Annotated in this window: 22 protein-coding genes; all 22 read right to left on the minus strand. The window is 42.9% G+C overall.

From position 1 onward, the window contains the following. Window positions 1-165: 165 nt before the first annotated feature. Window positions 166-2,430, minus strand: a complete 2,265-nt coding sequence (pflB, locus tag D6856_RS13810) for a formate C-acetyltransferase (RefSeq protein ID WP_120687375.1) — start codon at window positions 2,428-2,430, stop codon at window positions 166-168. A 165-nt stretch (window positions 2,431-2,595) separates the two neighbouring features. Next, a complete protein-coding gene (gene pflA, locus D6856_RS13815; RefSeq protein WP_120687376.1) occupies window positions 2,596-3,327 on the minus strand; it encodes a pyruvate formate-lyase-activating protein in 732 nt (243 codons plus the stop codon). Window positions 3,328-3,340: 13 nt separating this feature from the next. Further along, on the minus strand, window positions 3,341-4,105 hold the full coding sequence (locus tag D6856_RS13820) for a Crp/Fnr family transcriptional regulator (RefSeq protein WP_120687377.1): 765 nt from the start codon (window positions 4,103-4,105) through the stop codon (window positions 3,341-3,343). Window positions 4,106-4,167: 62 nt separating this feature from the next. After that, window positions 4,168-4,728 carry an NUDIX hydrolase gene (locus D6856_RS13825; RefSeq protein WP_120687378.1) on the minus strand — a complete coding sequence of 187 codons (561 nt, stop codon included), beginning with the start codon at window positions 4,726-4,728 and terminating at the stop codon, window positions 4,168-4,170. 52 nt (window positions 4,729-4,780) lie between these two features. Then, a complete protein-coding gene (locus tag D6856_RS13830; protein ID WP_120687379.1) occupies window positions 4,781-6,574 on the minus strand; it encodes a Na/Pi cotransporter family protein in 1,794 nt (597 codons plus the stop codon). Window positions 6,575-6,740: 166 nt separating this feature from the next. Next, window positions 6,741-7,694 (minus strand): GNAT family N-acetyltransferase, encoded by a 954-nt coding sequence (locus D6856_RS13835; RefSeq protein WP_120687380.1) that lies wholly within the window; start codon window positions 7,692-7,694, stop codon window positions 6,741-6,743. A gap of 219 nt (window positions 7,695-7,913) precedes the next feature. Next, the gene (locus D6856_RS13840) at window positions 7,914-8,177 is read right to left on the minus strand and encodes an HPr family phosphocarrier protein (RefSeq protein WP_120657952.1); all 264 of its coding nucleotides are present in this window, start codon (window positions 8,175-8,177) and stop codon (window positions 7,914-7,916) included. Between the two features lie 13 nt (window positions 8,178-8,190). Then, entirely contained in the window at window positions 8,191-9,132 is a 942-nt protein-coding gene (gene whiA / locus D6856_RS13845) for a DNA-binding protein WhiA (protein ID WP_120687381.1), read from the minus strand. Between the two features lie 55 nt (window positions 9,133-9,187). Further along, window positions 9,188-10,063: an RNase adapter RapZ gene (rapZ, locus tag D6856_RS13850; RefSeq protein WP_092246507.1), complete on the minus strand. Its 876-nt coding sequence runs from the start codon at window positions 10,061-10,063 to the stop codon at window positions 9,188-9,190. Between the two features lie 56 nt (window positions 10,064-10,119). Next, window positions 10,120-11,031 (minus strand): UDP-N-acetylmuramate dehydrogenase, encoded by a 912-nt coding sequence (gene murB, locus D6856_RS13855; protein WP_243114097.1) that lies wholly within the window; start codon window positions 11,029-11,031, stop codon window positions 10,120-10,122. Window positions 11,032-11,092: 61 nt separating this feature from the next. Further along, a complete protein-coding gene (locus D6856_RS13860) occupies window positions 11,093-12,028 on the minus strand; it encodes an ROK family glucokinase (RefSeq protein ID WP_120657950.1) in 936 nt (311 codons plus the stop codon). 76 nt (window positions 12,029-12,104) lie between these two features. Then, entirely contained in the window at window positions 12,105-13,049 is a 945-nt protein-coding gene (hprK, locus tag D6856_RS13865; RefSeq protein WP_120657949.1) for an HPr(Ser) kinase/phosphatase, read from the minus strand. A 62-nt stretch (window positions 13,050-13,111) separates the two neighbouring features. Continuing rightward, on the minus strand, window positions 13,112-14,986 hold the full coding sequence (gene uvrC / locus D6856_RS13870) for an excinuclease ABC subunit UvrC (RefSeq protein ID WP_120687382.1): 1,875 nt from the start codon (window positions 14,984-14,986) through the stop codon (window positions 13,112-13,114). Beyond that, on the minus strand, window positions 14,973-15,443 hold the full coding sequence (locus D6856_RS13875) for a hypothetical protein (protein WP_092246519.1): 471 nt from the start codon (window positions 15,441-15,443) through the stop codon (window positions 14,973-14,975). The genes uvrC and D6856_RS13875 overlap by 14 nt, the downstream gene beginning before the upstream one ends. A 38-nt stretch (window positions 15,444-15,481) precedes the next feature. Then, complete coding sequence (locus tag D6856_RS13880; protein ID WP_092246522.1) at window positions 15,482-17,167, minus strand: serine/threonine protein kinase; 1,686 nt, start codon at window positions 17,165-17,167, stop codon at window positions 15,482-15,484. 45 nt (window positions 17,168-17,212) lie between these two features. After that, the gene (locus D6856_RS13885; RefSeq protein ID WP_092246525.1) at window positions 17,213-18,031 is read right to left on the minus strand and encodes a PP2C family protein-serine/threonine phosphatase; all 819 of its coding nucleotides are present in this window, start codon (window positions 18,029-18,031) and stop codon (window positions 17,213-17,215) included. A gap of 81 nt (window positions 18,032-18,112) precedes the next feature. Continuing rightward, window positions 18,113-18,931, minus strand: a complete 819-nt coding sequence (locus tag D6856_RS13890; RefSeq protein WP_092246528.1) for a hypothetical protein — start codon at window positions 18,929-18,931, stop codon at window positions 18,113-18,115. 47 nt (window positions 18,932-18,978) lie between these two features. After that, entirely contained in the window at window positions 18,979-19,500 is a 522-nt protein-coding gene (locus tag D6856_RS13895) for a hypothetical protein (protein WP_120687383.1), read from the minus strand. Window positions 19,501-19,543: 43 nt separating this feature from the next. After that, entirely contained in the window at window positions 19,544-19,897 is a 354-nt protein-coding gene (locus D6856_RS13900; RefSeq protein WP_120687384.1) for a hypothetical protein, read from the minus strand. Next, entirely contained in the window at window positions 19,894-20,349 is a 456-nt protein-coding gene (locus D6856_RS13905) for a hypothetical protein (protein ID WP_120687385.1), read from the minus strand. The genes D6856_RS13900 and D6856_RS13905 overlap by 4 nt, the downstream gene beginning before the upstream one ends. 22 nt (window positions 20,350-20,371) lie before the next feature. Further along, complete coding sequence (locus tag D6856_RS13910; RefSeq protein ID WP_120687386.1) at window positions 20,372-21,091, minus strand: hypothetical protein; 720 nt, start codon at window positions 21,089-21,091, stop codon at window positions 20,372-20,374. A 22-nt stretch (window positions 21,092-21,113) separates the two neighbouring features. Beyond that, entirely contained in the window at window positions 21,114-21,506 is a 393-nt protein-coding gene (locus tag D6856_RS13915) for a hypothetical protein (protein ID WP_120687387.1), read from the minus strand.

A 21,506-nucleotide genomic window follows, 5' to 3' on the forward strand; every position in this document is an offset into this window, starting at 1 on the left:
TTTCACATATCTTCACTCTATCATTGTTTTGTGCAAAATAAAATAGTTTAAATTATTATTTTTATCTAAAATCATGAAGCGTATGACATAAAAAGAACGACCCGAAAAATCGAGTCGTTCTTCTTATTATAAAACAACGTATTGCAATGAAACTTGTTTATGTTATCAAAGTGCCTCGTGGCATGTACGAGCGATAACGTCAAGCTGCTGCTCCTTTGTAAGGTTGATGAACTTAACAGCATATCCTGATACACGGATAGTGAAGTTAGCATACTCAGGCTTCTCAGGATGCTCCATAGCATCGATGAGCTTCTCCTTACCAAATACGTTAACGTTGAGGTGATGAGCACCCTGGTTGAAGTAACCATCAAGAACGTTAACAAGCTTGTTTGATCTCTCCTCGTCGTCATGACCAAGAGCGTTGGGGTTCATTGTCTGTGTGTTAGAAATTCCGTCAAGAGCGTACTCGTAAGGAATCTTAGCAACAGAGTTAAGTGAAGCAAGAAGTCCGGCCTTCTCTGCACCGTATGAAGGTGATGCTCCGGGTGCGAATGAAGCGAATGCAGGTCTTCCGTCAGGTGTAGCACCTGTAGCCTTACCGTAAACAACGTTAGATGTGATAGTAAGGATAGATGTTGTAGGCTCAGAATCACGATATGTGTGGTGCTTCTCGATCTTCTTCATGAATGTCTTAAGGAGCCATACAGCGATCTCGTCTGCTCTCTCATCGTCGTTACCGTATCTGGGGAAGTCACCCTCGATCTTGTAATCGATAACAAGACCAGATTCGTCACGAACAGTTGAAACCTTAGCGTACTTGATAGCTGAAAGTGAATCAACAACGTGTGAGAATCCTGCGATACCTGTAGCGAATGTACGTCTTACGTTTGTATCGATAAGAGCCATCTCAGCTGCTTCGTAGTAGTACTTGTCGTGCATGTACTGGATAAGGTTGAGGATGTTTACATAGAGTCCTGCAAGCCAATCCATCATGATGTCATACTTACGCATAACTTCGTCATACTCAAGAACGTCGCCTGTGATAGGAGCCATTTCAGGTCCGATCTGCATGTGCTTGCCGTCCTTTGTAAGGAACTTCTCATCCTTACCACCGTTGATAGCGTAAAGAAGGCACTTAGCAAGGTTAGCTCTTGCTCCGAAGAACTGCATCTCTTTACCTGTCTGTGTAGCTGATACGCAGCAGCAGATGCTGTAATCATCGCCCCAGATAGGACGCATAACATCGTCGTTCTCATACTGGATTGAAGATGTTGTAACTGAGATCTTAGCAGCATACTTCTTGAATGTTTCAGGAAGCTTTGATGTGTAAAGTACTGTAAGGTTAGGCTCGGGTGAAGGTCCCATGTTCTCAAGTGTGTGGAGGAAACGGAAGTCGTTCTTTGTAACCATGTGACGACCGTCCATACCAAGTCCACCAACCTCAAGTGTTGCCCAAACGGGATCGCCTGAGAAAAGGTTGTTGTATGAAGGGATACGAGCGAACTTAACCATTCTGAACTTCATTGTCATGTGGTCGATGAGCTCCTGAGCCTCGCTCTCTGTAAGTGTTCCCTCTTTAATATCTCTCTCGATGTAGATGTCAAGGAATGTTGATACACGTCCTACTGACATAGCAGCACCGTTCTGAGTCTTGATAGCTGCAAGGTAACCAAAGTAGAGCCACTGAACAGCCTCTTTAGCATTCTTAGCGGGAGCTGAGATGTCATAGCCGTAAACCTTAGCCATCTCCTTCATTCCCTTAAGTGCTCTAACCTGCTCTGAGATCTCTTCTCTCTGACGGATGATGTGATCAAGCATTGTTCCGTCACCGCAGTTGTTGTAATCTTCCATCTTCTTCTCGATGAGGTAGTCGATACCGTAAAGAGCTACTCTTCTGTAGTCGCCTACGATACGTCCACGGCCGTATGTATCAGGAAGACCTGTTACGATGTGGCTGTGTCTTGCTGCTCTCATCTCAGGTGTATATGCATCAAATACTGCCTGGTTGTGAGTCTTGTGATACTCTGTGAAGATCTTGTGGAACTTCTCGTTAACCTTGTAGCCGTATGTCTCAGCAGCTTCCTCAGCCATCTTGATTCCACCGAAAGGCATGAATGCTCTCTTAAGAGGCTTATCTGTCTGAAGACCAACTACCTTCTCAAGATCCTTCATAGACTCATCGATATATCCGGGGCCGTATGCTGTAAGACTTGAAACAACCTCTGTCTCACACTCAAGAACGCCGCCCTTTTCACGCTCCTGCTTCTGAAGCTCCTGAAGCTTGCCCCAAAGCTTATCTGTTGCATCTGTGGGTGCTGCTAAAAAGCTCTCGTCTCCATCATAAGGTGTATAGTTGTTCTGGATGAAATCTCTTACGTTAACATCATCCAGCCAGTGGGTTCCTTTAAAACCTCTCCATGCTTCGTTCATATCATAAACTCCTTTCAAAGCAGTATTGTTAAATAATTATCACTTATACTGACCGAGAATTATATTACCATTAAGGATTTTGCCAAACATTGATTAGAATCAAGTTTTGAAAAATATTGTTAAAAAAAAGACAGCGCTTTTTTGCTGTCTTTTTCGATATATCGATCACTTTAACCCGCGTAAAATCTGGGTTGCGTTCTCCACACGCTCTTTAGACGGCGATTTTACGCCTTCTAACTGGTACGGTATTCCGAGAGCCTCGAATTTATGCTGCCCCAGAGAATGGTAGGGAAGAACTTCTATCTTTTTAACGTTAGAAAGATTCTCAATAAATGCTCTGGTCTTTATGAGGTATTCGTCGACGTCCGTGATATCGGGAACAAGTACGTGTCTTATCCAGATCGGCTGTCCGATTTCCGACAAATACCGCATTCCGTCGAGAATATTCTCATTGGGAAGTCCCGTGAGCTTCTTGTGTTCCTCATTATCTATGTGCTTGATATCAACAAGCATAAGATCCGTTACTTCCACAAGCTTATTAAACTTGGAAAAGAAAGGTTCTTCTCTTGTAAAAGGCTGAAGCGCCGTGTCTATGCAAGTATTTATTCCGCGCTCTTTGGCCTTGGTAAAAAGCTCGATAAGGAAATCTATCTGAAGAAGCGGCTCGCCTCCGCTTACCGTGATTCCGCCTTCTTCGCCCCAGTAGCTTCTGTATCTCTCCGCGAAATCGAGAAGCTCATCGGGCGTTCTCATATCCTCGGATTTCGGATCCCATGTATCTGCATTGTGACAATACTTACATCTGAGATTGCATCCCTTTAAAAAAACTATAAATCTGATTCCGGGTCCGTCAACGGAACCGAAGGTCTCTATTGAATGAATTGCACCTTTAATCATAAAAACTCCTAAATTACTGGTAAATATAAATATCTCTGAGGGCGTCTCTGTCAAGAACTTTGATCCTTGCATGACCGATTCTTTGGATCAGGCCCTCTTTTTCCATCTCGCGCAGCTTCCTGCTGACAGTCTCCGTCCTTAAGTTGACACTCGCAGCTATATCATCGAGCTTTAAAACTATATCATCTTCTACGCTTCTGTCAACTCTGTACATTAAAAAGCCTGCCAGTCTTGCCATGGGATCTTTGGTTGAAAGCAGCATGTTACGCTCGTTGGCGTCATGAAGCTTTTTACTCAAAAGAATAATAATATTCATGGCAGCTGTCGGATTGTCGACTACCTTGATGAAATCGTCTCTGTGAATCGTGCAGATGGATGCATTGGTAAGACATACCGCTGAATACGGATAAATACTGCCATCCAGGAACATTCCTTCCCAGATGATATCGTGATCGGCGAGAATAGTGATGATCTGCTCTCTTCCAAGGGAATCATATCTGCAAAGCTTAACTCTTCCCTTCCTGATTATACATATGGAGTCAACAGGCTCACCTTCTCGGAAAAGATAACTGTTCTTTTTGAGCGTTTCATGAACGGAATGCTCCATAAGACTGACCTGAGCATTGACGGGAAGTCCTTCCATGATGGGCACACTCTCTGTGCAAAGTCCTCCGCAATCCTCACATATCTTAAGGCCTTCTATGCCTTTTTTCAGCTCTTCTTTATTCTTTGGAGCCTGATATATTCCTTTGTTTTTCTGATCTTTCTTTTCACTCATATCAATACCGAAAATGCAAATAATAAACCTTGCGTACCTTGCGCATCAACGGCGACCGCAATTTACTTATGTGACCATGCGTAGCAATAAGCCTGTGTCCTTGCGGCAAAAGGCTCTTTTTTCAATAAATCTCTTACTTCTTCTTTGGTATACCATCCGGGCTGAATCTCTTCAAGAGTCGAGCTGCTCTTGGCAAAAGTGCCGGAAGCTCTTCCGACGCAGCACACATTCTTTTCATTTGAAAACCCGACTGCACTGTAACTCTCTCCGATCCAGTCATCTATCGCGATGATATCAAGTCCCGTCTCTTCCTTGAGTTCTCTTCTGGCGCTCTCTTCCGGAACTTCACCGGGATCTATAAGCCCCGCGGGAAAATTATAAACCCAGGCACCTGCTGCCATTCTGAACTCTTTATTTATAAGTATTTTTTCTCCTGTCTCGTCGTGCATGATGAGCACTACCGCATCAACTTTTTTGTTGCGAATGTCATCGAAGCCTTTAAGATCGGGATTTCTGCTGATTATCTCGTATGTCTTGTCTTTGTTGTCTACTGTCTTGTAATGCAGATTGTAGCGGGTAATAAACTCGCCCTGCTCTCTTTTTTCCAGATACTGAAAATCCATAGTTATTACCTGATTTTTGTAAATACAATGTGTTTGTACTTCTGTTTTATACTTAGAACTTTACTGAAGGAAGCTCGTACTTGCGCTCATAGAAATCAACTGCCTGCTCAAAGCCTTCTCTCTTTTCGGCCTTAAGTGCTTCGAGATAGCCGTGAGCATCGTACGCATCCTCATTAACTTCAATGATTCCGACAGCTATGTTACTGCAGTGATCGGCGATACGCTCGTAATCGGTTCCGATGTCGCTAAGATCAAAGCCCTGCTCAATCGTACATTTTCCTTTGCGAAGTCGTCTTACGTGACGACGTTTAACTTCTTTATGAATACCGTCAATAGCTTCTTCCAAAGGTTCGATAGTCTTGGCAACTTCAGGATCCTGCGTCTTAAGCGCATTGATCGACATATCCACGATCTCTTTTACCGCAGAAGAAAAGATATCCATCTCGCTCTGCGCCTTGGGAGTAAAGCTTCTCTTGTTCTCGCTCATTCCACGAGCCTTCTGCATGATGTTGAGCGCGTGGTCACTTATTCTCTCATAGTCTGTGATACAGTGCAGAAGCACTGAAAGTGTATGGCTGTCCTCAGGTGAAAGATGATGGTTGTTTATCTTCATAAGATAAGTTCCGAGCTGGTCTTCGTACTGATCGACCTTTCTCTCAAGATAATCAACCTCTTCCGCTGTCTCTTCCTTGAAATCGGTAATAAGGTCGACAGCCTTGTATAATGAATCTTTTGCCATGTTAGCCATATCAATGGCTGCCTGTCTTGCCTGTTCAAGAGCAAAGGGCGGGTTTGAAAGGAAGCGGGGATCGAGTGTACGGATTCCCTGCTGTTCCTCCTGTTCCTTCTTCTCTTTTTCATCTATAGGAATTGTCTTAAGCGCAAGATTTACAAGTAATCCCGCAAATGGAAGCATAAGCGGTGTTGCGACTAAGTTAATAAGCGTATGAATTCCGGCGATTCCTGCCATTCCGATCCTGTTGCCCATAAAAGAAAAATGAACAATGCTGTTTACGATGTAGAAAATGATCATAAAGGAAAGCGCCTTGATAAGGTTGAAGTAAAGGTGCATGAGAGCTGTTCTCTTACCGTTCTTATTGGCACCGAATGATGAAAGAATGGCTGTAATACATGTACCTACTTCGGCTCCCACTACGACGGGAATTGCTACACTGTATAATACGGGAACATCCCTCGCGATCGCCTGAAGCACACCGATAGTACCGGCCGAACTCTGGATGACCATTGTGAAAATGATTCCGACCATGAAGCCGATAATGGGATTGCTGAAGGTTGTAAGTAGCTGTTTGAACTCCTCATTGGTCTTAAGCGGAGCCATAGCATCTGACATGTTGCTCATTCCAAACATAAGAACTGAAAATCCGAGAAGAACTGTTCCGATGTTTTTCTTCTTGTCGTTCTTGGAGAACATATATAATGCTATACCTATCATTGCAAGGAAAGGTGTAAATGACTTGGGTTTAAGTAAGCTTACAAAGAAATTCTCACTGCTGATACCGTTAAGTGAAAGAAGCCAAGCTGTAAATGTTGTACCGAGGTTAGCACCAAGGATAACATTGACTGCCTGCTTAAGAGTCATAATTCCCGAGTTAACGAGACCGACTACCATTACGGTAGATGCGGATGATGATTGAACCAGTGCGGTAACACCGACACCGAATAAATACGCGATTATAGGATGCTTGGTTACTTTGGCAAGTACACTTTCAAGCCTTCCTCCGGCGGCCTTGGTAAGACCTCCGCTCATAACATTCATTCCGTAAAGGAACATCGCAAGACCACCTATCAGTCCTGCTATCAAAGTAAATAATTCTTTTGGGTCCATTTCTCCTCCATAGGCACTCATCATTAAGAGCTTCACTCTCCGTACCTATCAAACTATAATCCTTCTGTTACACATATATATTAAAGGATGTAGAGGAAAAAAGCCACCTTAAATTAAAGGATGCCGAAAAACACTGCGTTCTTGGCTTGTTCTCCGGCATCTGATATTATAGCTGTTTCATCAATCTTACATACTTGCCTCTTGCGGCGTTTGGTTGCTTGGCGCCTCCCGTTTTCACGGTATTATACTCTTCGCCGTAGATATTCTCTTCAACTTCTACGTTATCAAGCTCCGTAAATCCAAGCTTTTTGCATAGGTTAATCGATACGGTGTTTTCTTCTTTTACAAGTGTCTGGACTTTTTCAAAAAGAAGGATCTCCTTTCCGTATTGCAAGATCGCATCGCAGGCTTCGTAGGCGTAGCCTTGTCCCTGATAATCTTTACCAATAAGAAAGCCAAGCTCGATATCATCAAAGCCGTTTCTTACGGAATAGCCTGCTCTTCCGATGACGGTGTTGTCATCTCTTTTTACTACGGTCCATATTCCAAAGCCCATAAGGCCGTAAACTTTCTCAATATAATCTTTCTGATAGCGCTTCTCATCTTCGGGATTTTCAAAGAGCCCTTCCATATACTTTGTCATCTCGGGATCCTTGTATAGCTCGTAGAATCTGTCGACATCAGAAAGAGTGGTCTCTCTTATAAGTAGTCTTGGTGTCTTGATAACCTCCCACGGAAGATGCGCATATCTCTGATAAGCCTTTATATATGAATCGATGTCGACGTCTTGAATGTCGGTAAAGACATATTTAAGCCCGGAGAAATCCTCGTTCTTATTAAGCTCATGAGATAATCCGACAACATAGGCGCCTTCGTCCGTAAGGAGTTTCGCCGCCAGACTTGAATCCGTAAGGAAAAGAGACTCTTCCAATGAAGCGCTTCCTGATGAATCCTGAGCTTTCACGCCGGCTTTATTTTCATCACCTACAGCGCCAGAAAGCTTTACAGTCACCTCGAACCCACAGCTCTTCACATAATCAGCCGCCTCATTAATATTTGCTGCGACTTCATTGTCCGTCATATTCTTTTTATCAATATAAAACAAGATCTTCTTCAGCACCGGTGGGCTCCTAAACAGAAAAAGATTCCCTAAGGAATCCTCGCGTTCATAATTTATTTACAATTAATTAAAAGAATGGTTACCTCAAATCATCTTTTGTACATACTCGCCTGTTAATATAATATTGTCAGATGAGTTAAGACAATACCAAATAAAACTTTTTCATAATATGCCAGGTAAGTTAACTTACCTGGCATCCTCCCTTTTTAGGGTCTTTTTTTATTTCTGTCCGTTTCCAAGAAGGAAGCTCTCCATATCGGCAACTGCAGATACTTCGTCTGTTCCCTCAGCGATCACTGTAACTTCCTCACCCGAATTGAGGTTAAGTGTCATCATTCCCATGATACTCTTGGCATTTACTTTCTTGGACTGTGCCTCGATATGCACTGTGCTCTCGTACTTGCTCGCAAGCTGAACAAGTTCAGCAACGGGTCTAGCCTCAAGCCCTCTGGGCAACTTGATCTCAACAGATTTTGTTAACATAGATTTTTCCTCCTCATCTCAGCTTTTCAGCGAGCTCACTTAACTTTCTAAGACGATGATTAACACCGGATTTTCCTACAGGTGGCTCCAGGTAACCTCCAAGCTCCAGAAGTGTTGCATCCGGATGCTCAAGCCTTACCTCTGCCATTTCTCTAAGACTGTCCTGCAGATTGTCGAAACCGTAATGGTCTCTTATATACGTTATGTCCTCTATTTGCTTGGTGGCTGCATTAACCGTCTTGGTAATATTGGCAACCTCGCAGTTGACTCTTCTGTTAATGGAATTCCTCATCTCCTTGACTATCCTGAGATTCTCAAGATTCATAAGGCTTACATGAGCCTCCATGATATTTAGAAGATCAACTATCCCCGAGCCCTCCTTAACATAGAGCACATAATACTTTTTGCGTTTAACTATGCGGGCCTCGATATCAAAACTTTCGATCATCTCCTGCAGCTGAACCGCCTGAATCTCACGGTCACAGACAAACTCAAGATGATAACCCTTATTGGGATCGCTTATGGAACCAAGACACAGAAAAGAATCTCTGATAAAAGCTCTTTTACAACATGAATTCTTGGTGACCATGGGGCTGATACCATCTTGTAAGTCCTTAAGCTCTCCCTCGGGAGTAACGAGCTTAACTGCCTTGAGACAAGCTTCAAGAACCGATCCGTCAATCGATACAAGCCTGTAAATACGGCCATTCGCCTTGATATCAGCATCTTTCTCAAAAATGCTAGTTCCTATATTAAATGCTTTTCTTAATAATGTAAAGAACTTTCTGACTATCTGTTCATTGTCGGCCTGAAGGAACAGCTTCTTTTGCCCATCGCTGCCCACTTTCACGTATCCTATGGCGGATATTATCGCCGCTATCTCGGCCAGTTGACAATGTCTCGAATTCCCGAAATGCCCTACAAGTTCTTCTTTAACATCCGATGAAAAAGACATATCTCACCTTGTTTCTCTCTATCAAAAACTTAGCATCGAAAAATTGTAAGTCCGATCACTTCGCGTGCTTGACATCCCTGTGTGCCAGCTTAAGTCCGAAATTTCCGCCCGAAGCCTTGAGTCTGTCATAGAGCTCGTTGGCTATCGTAACGCTTCTGTGCTGGCCTCCGGTACAACCAATCGCTACAACCAGCTGATACTTTCCTTCCTGAACATAGCCCGGAATAAGGAAAGTAAGCATGTCCGTCAGCTTATCAAGGAACTCTCCGCAAGCAGGGAAGCTCTTAACGTAATCCTGAACGGGTTTATCATTTCCCGTCTGTGGTTTGAGCTCATCTATATAGAAGGGATTGGGTAAAAACCTTACATCAAAAACAAGATCGGCGTCCGAAGGAATACCGTACTTAAATCCAAATGAAAGGATCGTTACCATAAGAGAATTGTAGTCTTCGTTCTTAACGAAGATCCTATCAAGCTCTTCCCTGAGTTCTCTTGTAAGAAGCTGGGAAGAATCTATAACGTAATCCGCGCGCTTCTTGACCTCTGCCAGAACCTCTCTCTCCTTGGCAATACCGTCTTCGATACGATTGCCCGTGGCGTTGACATTCATGGGATGAACACGTCTTGTCTCTTTGTATCTCTTGATGAGCACCTGGTCGCTAGCGTCCATGAAAAGAACTTCAACAGGGATTCCCCTTTCCTTAAGGGAATCGATCATTCCCGCAACCTGGTCAAATCTTTCACCGGCTCTTGCATCAATTCCAAGAACCGCCTTATCTATCTCATTCTCGGGAAGCGTTATAAGCTCCGCAAACTTCTCAATAAGAGAAACGGGAAGATTATCAACACAGTAGAATCCCGCATCCTCAAGCATATGTATCGCGGTAGCTTTTCCGCCGCCGCTCATTCCGGTCACAATAACGAACCTCATAAATTACCCTTCCTTATATATCCTTCAAACAAAAAACTATTAAAACATCAAAGTGCTCAGAACTCACCAAGCATTATTACTTCAGGCTCGAGCTCAACACCTGATTCTTTTTGCACTTTATCTTTTACTTCAGTTATAAGTCTATATATATCGGACGAAGTCGCTCCGCCCTTGTTGATAACAAATCCGCAGTGCTTATCCGAAACCGCGGCGCCGCCGACGCTGTATCCGCGAAGCCCCGCATCCTCGATAAGCTTTCCGGCAAAATATCCTTCGGGTCTTTTAAATGTTGATCCCGCACTTGGATATTCAAGCGGCTGCTTGTCTCTTCTTCTTGCCGCAAGATCGGCCATCTTTTCGTTTATTGCCGCCTGATCGCCTTTTGTTAATGAAAGCTCGACCGAAAGAACAACATATCCTCGTCCCTTTATCGCGCTGGTCCTGTATCCGAATTCCATGGTCGAATTATCAAGCACCATTATCTCGCCCGAAGGAGAAAGCACCGTAACCTCTTTGGTCACCAGCTTCATCTCTCCGTCATAGGCTCCCGCGTTCATGATCATCGCTCCGCCTATTGTTCCGGGAATCCCCGCAGCGAATTCAAAGCCCGTAAGAGAATTATCTCTGGCAAAAGAAGCTATGGCTGAATTAAGTGCTCCGGCTTCCGCCACGATCGTTGTGTCATCCTTAAGCGTAACCTCGGAAAATTTCCTAAGTGAAATAACCGCTCCGTCATAGCCCTTGTCCGACACAAGAATATTGCTTCCGTTTCCGAGGATAAAAAAGTCTGCGGAAATACGATCAAGTACTTCGATAACCTTTTTAAGCTGCTCGGTGTCAGCCGGACTTATAAATAAGCTCGCAGGCCCACCCGTTTTAAACGTTGTGTGCCTGCTCATATCTTCGTTCTCTATTACATTTTCGGATGAGACAATCTGTCTCATATACTCAACTACTTCTTTATTCAAAAAAACTTTCACCTCTATAAACGTTCGGTTCAAAACAGTTTAGCCAAAGCTTGTATGTGTATTAATACAGAAGCATCTTGGCTGCACCAAATACTCCCGCATCGTTTCCAAGCTTTGCAAGAGCAAACTTAGCATCTGCGCAGCCTGAGAATACATACTTCTTAAAGCTTGGCATCAAAAGATCAAAGAGCATATCGCCGGCCTTGGAAACACCGCCGCCGATAACGATGATCTCAGGGTTAACAACAGTTGCAACCGCTGCGATACCTTTTCCGAGATAATAGCCATACTTGTCGGCACAGATCTTTGCGATCTTATCGCCGTTCTTGGCTGCATCGAAAATATCTTTACAAGCAAAGTCCTTGCCGCGAAGAACGCTGTCATCGTCGTACTCCGCAAGAACTCTTTTTGCAATTCTTACTGCACCGGTTGCGCTCGCAAACTGCTCAAAGCAGCCGTGATTACCACATCCGCATGCATCGGGCTCATCATCTACAAGGTGAATGTGTCCGATCTCTCCGCCCGATCCTCTTGAACCTGTAAGGATCTTGCCTTCATTTATGATACCGCCGCCAACTCCGGTTCCGAGTGTTACAAGGAGCATGTTGGGATAACCCTGTCCGCCGCCCTTCCACTGCTCGCCGAGAGCCGCAACGTTAGCGTCGTTTCCTGCCTTAACGGGAAGCTTAAGTCTTGAATGAAGCTCGTTAACTACATTCATCTTTTCCCAGCCAAGGTTAACCGCCTGATGGCAGATTCCGTCGACATTAACTGCACCGGGAACACCTACGCCCGCACCGATAACTTCAGAATCGTCAATGCCCTTTTCGTTCATCTTGGCTCTTATGGACTGCGCAACATCGGGAAGAATATTCTCTCCGTGATTCTCGGTCCTTGTGGGAATCTCCCAAACCTCGATCTTCTCGCCTGCCTCAGTGAGAAGTCCAATCTTAACCGTAGTTCCTCCGATATCTACGCCAAATACATATCTGCTCATTTTCTATAATTCTCCTCTATAAATATGATAACGAAGTCAAAAGAAATATTGCCTCCGATTATTTCTGTCTTTCAGATCAGTCGTCGTCTTCCTCTGATCTTCTCTTTGCAAGCGAATTCTGAACTCTGTTGTAGAGCTCCTGTGCCGCATTGTAGCCCATTGCCTTCTGTCTGTGATTAACCGCTGCGGACTCACAGATTACAGCAAGATTTCGTCCGGGACGAATCGGGATGCGATGACACACGATCTTGTTTCCGAGGTACTCTGTGTACTCTTCTTCAAGACCTAATCTGTCGTACTCTTTATCTTTATCCCAGTCCTCAAGCTTGATAACAAGGTCGATCGTCTGGGTCTCTCTTACACTCGATACACCGTAGAGGGTTTTAACGTCGATGATTCCGACACCTCTCATCTCGATGAAGTGCTTGGTTATATCGGGAGCCGAGCCGATAAGCGTCTCCTCACTTACTCTTCTAAGCTCAACAACATCATCGGATACAAGACGATGTCCTCTCTTGATAAGCTCTATTGCAGTCTCTGATTTACCGATTCCGCTCTCACCCGTAATAAGAACGCCGACACCGTAAACATCGACAAGAACGCCGTGGATTGAAATGCAGGGCGCAAGCTTAACATTGAGCCATCTGATGATCTCCGCCATAAATGCGGAAGTTGATTTCTTGGTCATAAGTACAGGAACTTTTTCCTGCAATGCGATCTTTATGAATATAGGATCCGGAATGAGCTCTCTGCAGAAGACAACTCCCGGAATATCAAACGATAAGAACTCCTTATACATTTTCTCTTTTTCTTCGTCGGAAAAAGACTCCATGTACGTATACTCAACGAAGCCGATTACCTGAAGTCTGGTCGCTTCAAAGTGTTCAAAGTAACCTGCGAGCTGAAGTGCCGGTCTGTTGATATCAGGCTGGCTGATACGGATCTTCTTGATGTCCAGCTCGGGTGTCAGATTATCGAGCTTCATTTTCTCGATGATGGTTTTAAGACTAACGCTTGCCATAAAGACCTCCCAATAAGCATTAACTATATACGGCTAAATAATATCATAGAAACTATACTTCTTCAATTTGCTTCGCTGTGAAAAAAGCCATAGATGTCTGCCGCAACATTCTCAGGAATCTCTGGAACCGCAGAGAGTTCCTCCACAGTTGCATTCTTGATATCTTCTATCGATCTGAAATGCTTCATCAGCGCTTTTCTTCTTGCCGGTCCTATGCCGGGGATGTTATCCAGAGAGCTCTTGACCTGCGACTTACTGCGAAGAGATCTATGATATTCTATCGCGAATCTGTGCGCCTCATCCTGAATCCTTGTGATGAGCTTAAAGCCCTCGGACCTTGTATCTATCGGCAGCTCTACATTATTAAAATATAAGCCTCTGGTTCTGTGATTGTCGTCTTTGACCATTCCGCATACGGGGATCTTGATTCCAAGCTCTTCAAGAACTTGCAGGCAGATGTTGACCTGACCGCGTCCGCCGTCCATAAGTATAAGATCGGGAAACTTGGTGAAGCTTCCGTATTTCGCATCGATATCTCTTACTTCAAGCTCTTGTCTTTCTTCGATTCCGTGAAGGAGACGCCTCGTAAGGACTTCGTGCATGCACGCGTAGTCATCGGGACCCGCGACAGTTTTTATCCTAAACTTTCTGTAGTCGCTCTTTTTAGGTTTACCTTTTTCGTATACGACCATTGAACCAACATTGGCGAAGCCGCTGATATTCGAGATATCATAGGCTTCCATTCGGTTAAGGCCTTTTATACCAAGGAGCTTTTCAATCTCTTTTACCGCTCCTATTGTCCTTCCTTCTTCGCGCTTGATTCGCTCTTTATCTTTACTTAAGACAAGATGTGCGTTCTGCGCCGCAAGCTCCATGAGCTTTTCCTTCTGACCTCTTTCAGGGACGGTGATATATACCCTGCTGCCTTTTCTCGTCGAGAGCCATTTTTCAATGATCTCCATGTCTTCTATTGTCTCCGGAAGCATAAGGGTTCTGGGAATAAACGGAGTGCCCGCATAGAATTGTTTTACAAAATCCTGAAGGATCTCGGCCTGCGGATTTTCAGACACGTGTGTCATATAGAAATGCTCTCTGCCGATAAGTCTTCCGTCTCGCACAAAGAACACCTGAACTACCGCATCTTTGTCGTCCGATGCGATCGCGATGATATCTTTATCTTCCATAGAAGAGTCTGTCATTTTCTGCTTCTGCGCAACAACCTTGACGCTCGCAAGAAGATCTCTGTAGCGCGCCGCCGCCTCGAAATCGAGCTCGTCCGACGCATCCTGCATCTTCTGCTCAAGCTCTTTTATAATAACTCCGTAATTGCCGCCCAAGAATTCAAGCGCTTTATCGACTCTTTCTCTGTACTGCTCTTTGGTGACTTCACCTGTGCACGGGCCGCAGCACTGCTTCATATGATAATTAAGACACGGTCTCTCAAGCCCGATATCTCTCGGAAGATTCCTGTTACAGGTCCTGAGCCCGTAGAGTTTGTTTATCAGATCGATAGTGTCTTTTACCGCCGCCGCGCTCGTGAAAGGGCCGAAGTATCTCGATCTGTCTTTTTTCATAAGTCTGGAGAAAAGAACTCTCGGATAATCCTCGGCTACCGTGACTTTAATGTAGGGGTATGTCTTATCGTCTTTTAACAGGGTATTGTATCTTGGGCAGTGCTCCTTGATGAGATTGTTCTCGAGCACAAGTGCCTCAAGTTCGGAATCCGTGACAATGTATTCGAACCTCGCGATCTGCTTGACCATCCTGTCGATCTGCGGTCCGCGACCTATATTTGAACGAAAATAAGACCTGACACGATTGTGCAGGTTTATCGCCTTGCCTACATACATGATGGTGTCGTTGGCATCATGCATGATGTAGACCCCGGGCTTGTTCGGGAGTTTTTTAAGTTCTTCTTTGACATCAAAGTTTGCCATTATAATACTTGCTTATGATCTCACGCTCGATAATGAAATCGGACTTGTTATCCGGCTCGGGCTCTGGATCCTTGATCTCTTCAAGTACCCTAGTAGCATACTCCTCAGCACTTTCAAGGGGCATAGTCTGCTCCAAGTATCTGAGGTCTTTACTATAAAGAAGGTAGTTCTCGTTCTTACCTTCAAAAAAGTTCTCTGCTTTTTTCCAAAGGCTCTCGGAAGTGCCCCATGTAACTACGGCTTTACCGCTGCCTATATGGCCGCTCTGCGCGCCCTGTTCCTGAGCTGCTCGTCTGATCTTCTCAGCACCTTTTCTTGCACTGCTGCCGCTAAGAACCATGATGTAGTGATACATTCCAAGCTTGAACCACATAAGAATGGCAAGCAAAAACATAACTACAGCTATGATGGTTGAAACAGTCGCAACCATATTGAAATATTGAATATTTCCGTCCATATCAATCCTCCGTTATCCCGCAAAAGAGATAACTTCAATCATTTGCCGACGTTGTCCAGCACTTCCAATGCCGAATCAACGATTCTCTGCGTCTCTTCCATTAAGTCTTTCTGCTTCTGCGTAAGCTCATAAGAGATAATAATATCTTTCTCAATATGAGTGTGAATAGCATAAAGCTCGTCTGTCATCTCCTGAAGTCCTACACCGTCTGCATAGAACTTATTGGCATTATTATATACCTGGCTTGCAAGCTCTTTATAGATTACAAGAGCTGTTACTACATTGTCAGCCTTGGCAATATTACCGTCTGCTATGGCTACGAGATCGTTCCAGAAGTCCATGTAGCTAACTTCCTTATCGCCGCTCTTAGACTCTTTTCCTATGATCGAATAGTACTGTGAGATCTTGCCAAGCCTTGTAGCTCTTTCCTGTCTGGACTTGGGAAGTCTTCTCTGACTTGTTGCAAGCTCAAACCACTTGGCAGCCATCTGCTTGTTGCCTGTATCATTATAATTGTAGAAATACGCAAGTCCATATTCATAAGCCACTGCCGCATAAGCATCTTTATCCTGAGAAAGCTTTTTCTCTATGGTGCTGTTATCTACGGGAGTGATCATGATCTGTCTGATCAACTCGTCTTCTTCCTTGGTCAAAACCTCATCTTTAAGGAAGACTTTATTAAGAAGATCGAGGTATCCGTCTTTATTGGTGGGCTGAACCATTATAGCTTTCGTGTACAAAGTGGTCGCCGTCAGTTCATCCTCTGCGGCGTTAGCGGCAGCTTTATATTCGATGTAGCTTTCCTCCACTATGTTTTTAGCCCTGCTGTGTGAATCTATCGCTGTTACAGTCGCAAGGAAACAAATGATAAGGACGGTGACAAAAAGAGAAACGCTGAGCTTAGCCTCTTTTCTGTAGCCCTTATCGAGCTCTAAGTAGTTCTGAAGATCGTACATTACTTCCGCGCAGGAGTTGTATCTGTCCTCAGGATTACTCTGTACGCATTTGTTTATGATGTACTCAAGTCCGGGTGAAAGCGCCGGATTCCAGTCTCTTATCGGCTTGAACTCGTACGGAGGCTCACTCGGGCTGTGTCCGGTAACAAGGTGATACAATGTCGCTCCAAGGCAGTAAATATCTGTTCTTGCGTCGGTCTGTCCCATTCCGCCGAACTGCTCGGGTGCCGCGTAATCACGGGTTCCAAGGTATGAGGTATCGCCGGTATTTTCTTCTTTATACTCACGTGCCGTACCAAAATCGATAAGTGTAATCGTTCCGTTGGGACGAAGCATGATATTGGACGGTTTAAGATCTCTGTATATGATCGCGGGTTCTCTTGTGTGAAGGTACTCGAGAACGTCACAGAGCTGGATTCCCCACTCTATTACGTACTCCTGAGGCTGCGGTCCGATGTAATCAAGCGCTCTCTCAAGAGTGTTGCCCTCGATATAATCCATAACAATAAGGAAGCGACCATCCTCTTCGATAACGTCGACGATGCTCGGTAGATATGGATGAGAAAGAGTCTTCAAAAGCTCAGTCTCCGTTATAAGGCTCTGCTTGACAAGCTGGAAATTGGTCACGGCATCTTCCCTGACCTCTTTGATCGCCCACTGCTTGTTGGCACGCTCGTTCATCGCAAGATAAACCGTGCTCATTCCGCCTTGGCCTATTACATTAAGTACCTTGTACTTCCCTCCGACAATGCTTCCTATTTCTAACATAGCTGCTTCCTATCATTAATATCGCGTATTCGTCATAGCGCAATACTAGTATGCGTAAATTTGTATGGCGGAAATGTTATCTTTCTCGCCTTTTGATTTAATAAGTTCCAAAATCTCGTCAAGTTTCTTTTGCATATCATCTTCTGTTACATCGGGCAAAATGTCAAGTCCATCTGTAAATTCTTCTTCGGTGAGTTTGCGCCAAAAACCGTCAGAGCACAGTATTGCTGAGGTATTGGGGGCAACTTCTCCAAAAATAAATTGTGGCTTAACCGTCTCGGATGCACCGACGCATTGCAAAAGAACACTTCGCTGAGGGCTCTCCTCCGCTTCATCTCTTGTCATAACGCCCTTGTCTATGAGACTTTGGACAACGCTCTGATCATGAGTGATCTGCGTTTTCTCTTTGTCTTTTAACATATATATACGTGAATCGCCGACATTGACGGCAATGAATTCATCGCCGATAAAAAGAATAGCGACAACGGTGGTTCCCAGTTTGGCTCCGTTTGCTCTTCCGAACGCGCCAAGTCTCTTGTTGACGTCATTAATAAGCTCTGTCCACTGGTACTGAATCTCCGCCCGGACATCTGCCTGTTCGCCTTCCGATTCATTGTCGAGCCGTTCTGTCTTGTTCTTTCCGGAAAGCGCCGCCGGGAGTCCCTTTTCAAACCACGTCGCGAAAGCCGCAACGAGATCCGAACTTGCGACCTCGCCCTGAGACAATCCGCCCATTCCGTCGCACAAAACGCCCATCAGAACCTTTCCGTATTGACTTGTTCCCGCCACCTTAACCATGATGGCGTCCTGATTGACCTGTTTCACCAGGCCCTTGTCAGTGCAAAAGCACACTTTAAATTCCATGTTGTCACCTAGATCATTATTAGCATAGCTATTGGATTATATTATATAAAACTTCATTGGGAGTATCAATTCTTTCTGCTTCTATTTATCAGCTATATCTTGGCTATCATAAAAATAGAATAATCCCAAAAAGACTAGTGTCGGAATCGTTAAAAACAACTGCACACGCAATGATGATATAAAGGACAATATCATATATTTACCAACTATTGCTCCTATAATTTTTACTATGATACTAAAGAATATAAGCAAAGCAGGAGCGATAAATATAAATTTAAACTTTCCTGTAGAAAGTCGCTCTCCCTTTATTCCGTAATGGCTGACAATTCGAAAAAGCAAGACATATGCCAATCCAACCATAAATGCTCCAACTGTGAAAGCAATATAAAAGATGATCTCACCGGATTCCGCCGTAATATTCCTTACCAGTACAACCATCATTCTAACCAGATTAATAACCGAAGACAGAACAAATCCTCCGTACACAAACTGTGAAAACCTATATTTTCTTATCAGCAATATTGATATGACAAGAAGAAGCGGTAATATTCCATCCAATATAAACATTATGGAATACAGTGCCGCCATAACGCTTGAAAAAGCAATTAACCCATCCATTTTTATAGCTTCGAATGATGTGATTAACGATGCAAAAAATCCATAAACCGAAAAAATCTCCGCCAGGACATTGAAAAGAACCGCCTTTGACGAAAACTGTCTTTTTGTACTGTCTGTCTTGTCCGGTAGGATATTCGCATGTATCAAAGCTATGATCGGAGTTACCAATCCATAAAAGAAAAATCCGATCTTAGCTCCGTAATAGCCTTTATTGTTCACTATATTCATTGCGATAAAAGCCAGCAGAAAAGCTACTGCCAAGCTTATAAATTTAAGGATCATTAATCTATTTCCTCCAAATAGTTTTCATACAGTAAAAATAATTATTTCTACAGATTGTCCCGTAAATAATGCTCATAAACTCGAATCAATTCATCAATATCAACATTCTTCTCTTCAACATGAGGTTCTGATAGCATTACCCCGTCTTTTTTTGTGTACACAACCCTTATCTTCGGCGCAGACACCTCATTTCTATCTAGCTGTTTACTGCATACATATCGGTCGATTCCTCTCCATCCCGGAAGCAATCCAAGTCCATACTCTATTTCAATTTTTCCATCTATAATATTATTAACTAACCACTCTGTAGGAATCTTAGACAATCCGGTGTCATAATCCACATAACACATTACATAGAAAATATCTGTCAATTCTTCTTCATCTACTTTTTTTGCCATATCCCCATAACTATTCGGCTGAAAATCCATTCTATATTTTTGAGGATCACTTGTAATTATATGACTATAATCAGCATGTTCCGCCTTATAGAATCTCCAATCTTCACCGAATTGTACAATCTTACACGTATAGCGGTATTCATTTCCTTTATATTTTGCTATCATATTCATGGCTGTATTATACCTTTTTACTCACACGCATTACGGTTCTTCTTTAAGATGTATACCATTTTAACTTGTCTTGATATATGCTCTCTGCTCTTCTAACCTTCTCCACTAATAAGTCACATGCCTCTTCTTCAGTGGCTACAACTTTAGAATATCTAGGCATTCCTCTTTCAGATTCCGTTATGAAAATGCGATATCTTCCGTCCTCTAACTTATGTATTCCAAATACATCTGTACAGTTATGCCATTCATTATTACTATAAACCACTTCTCCTTTAACATATTCCTTAATGCTGCCATCAATATGTGCTTTGAGTATACCTTCTTCTTTTAACACTTCCTCTAATTCGTTAACCTTAAGACACATCTTTCCTGCTCTGATTTCACACGAGAAAATCATTCCTTGCTTCCGTACTTCTCTAAAAATTCATCGTAAAAGCTGGTTTCTTCGATTCGTATATCTTCAATTTCATCCTTTGTAATGATTCTCCAAGTAACTCCCTCGTTGCGGTTATACTCAAAACCCAGCTTTTCATCTTCTTTCTCAAACCCTTTTCGCGCCTTTAATACCACACTGTCAAATCCTTTCCTTACGTTCATTGCTTCGTATTCATTTCCCCTATACTTTATGAACATCTTAGCTCTTGTAACGTCTTTAAGATCTTTTATTGTAAATTCAGTATAAAAAATATCATCGTAGCTTACAGAATTATCATTAAGCGGAAGTGGTGAAAACAAAGTAAAGATTTTACCAACCATCGATAAGTATTTTTCATTTTCAAGATAAGACAAATAAAACCACTCACCATTAAAACTTTTTATAGCCATTTCGAAAAAAGGCCCTAGTTTCATCATTAATCTCCTATATTTATATTCAAGGACATTTTTCTAAGTGATTCTCTCCGGAATTAAATTCCACAGAATATATTTCTGCATTCGGTAAGTATTTACGTATACAATTACTTACTTCACCCCTGTCATATTCTACGTTATGAAAATCAATTATTACTTGCTCTGCACTCTTACATTCACTCAGGAAGGAATATGCATTCTCGTTCGGTATATTTCTATAGTCATTCCCCAATATGATCGCAGGAACATCTATCACTATATCATCACTTTTTTGAATCTCTGTTGTTGCACTTGCAATATCAATATACATATATTGAACCTTTGCAGTGTCTTCTTTCCCTAATTTACTAATATAGTCTATCCCGTTTGAACCATTACTTATATTGGAAAAAAAAGACGGCGAAAATTCACTTGCATATTTATTGGTAAAAGTCACATTGATATCACTTGGAAAATAATCCGGATTCTCTTCTACAAACTTATTGTGCGCATTAACCACATCACATAATTCTTTGTATCCGGCTAATCCATTTTCATATTCAAGTTCAAGTTTGATGCCGGCATTTTCATCCTCATACTCTCTCACCTTAAGATTCTCATGAGAAAAAAGTCCTATCTCATTAGCCCACTCTTCGTGCTCTAATCCCACATCATATTTGCTTGCATAATGCTCCGGCCCACATGAAGTTAATATCATCAGCATCAGAATCAGTAAGCCCGCTAAATGAACCCTTTTATTCATAATATTATTCCTGCGTCAGCATTTAATTTATCACCTTGTAATCAGAGCTATTGGGATCTCTGCTTTGCTCTCTAAAAATGGTGAACTCAACGTTAATCCCTTCTTCTGTTTCTTCATAGGATGAGAACTCAAAATATACAAAAGTTCCCTCATCTAATTTTTCAAACTTCCCAATATCTCCTATGTATTTTTTTGAATTAACGCCTTCAATTGTAACCACATCTCCATTTATTTCTTTGACTGTTCCAAAACAGGCTTTTAACATAACATCCTCCTCTTCTATTACTGAAGTTTCATTTGATGACGAATCACTAACTGATGAAATCGCATCGCTTTCAGTTTTCTCATCTGTGTTCATATTTGCACACCCCATCAAGAAAAAAGCAAACATTAATGCCAATAATCTTTTATTCAT

The organism is Butyrivibrio sp. XB500-5, assembly GCF_003625505.1.
Classification (GTDB): Bacteria; Bacillota; Clostridia; order Lachnospirales; family Lachnospiraceae; genus Butyrivibrio.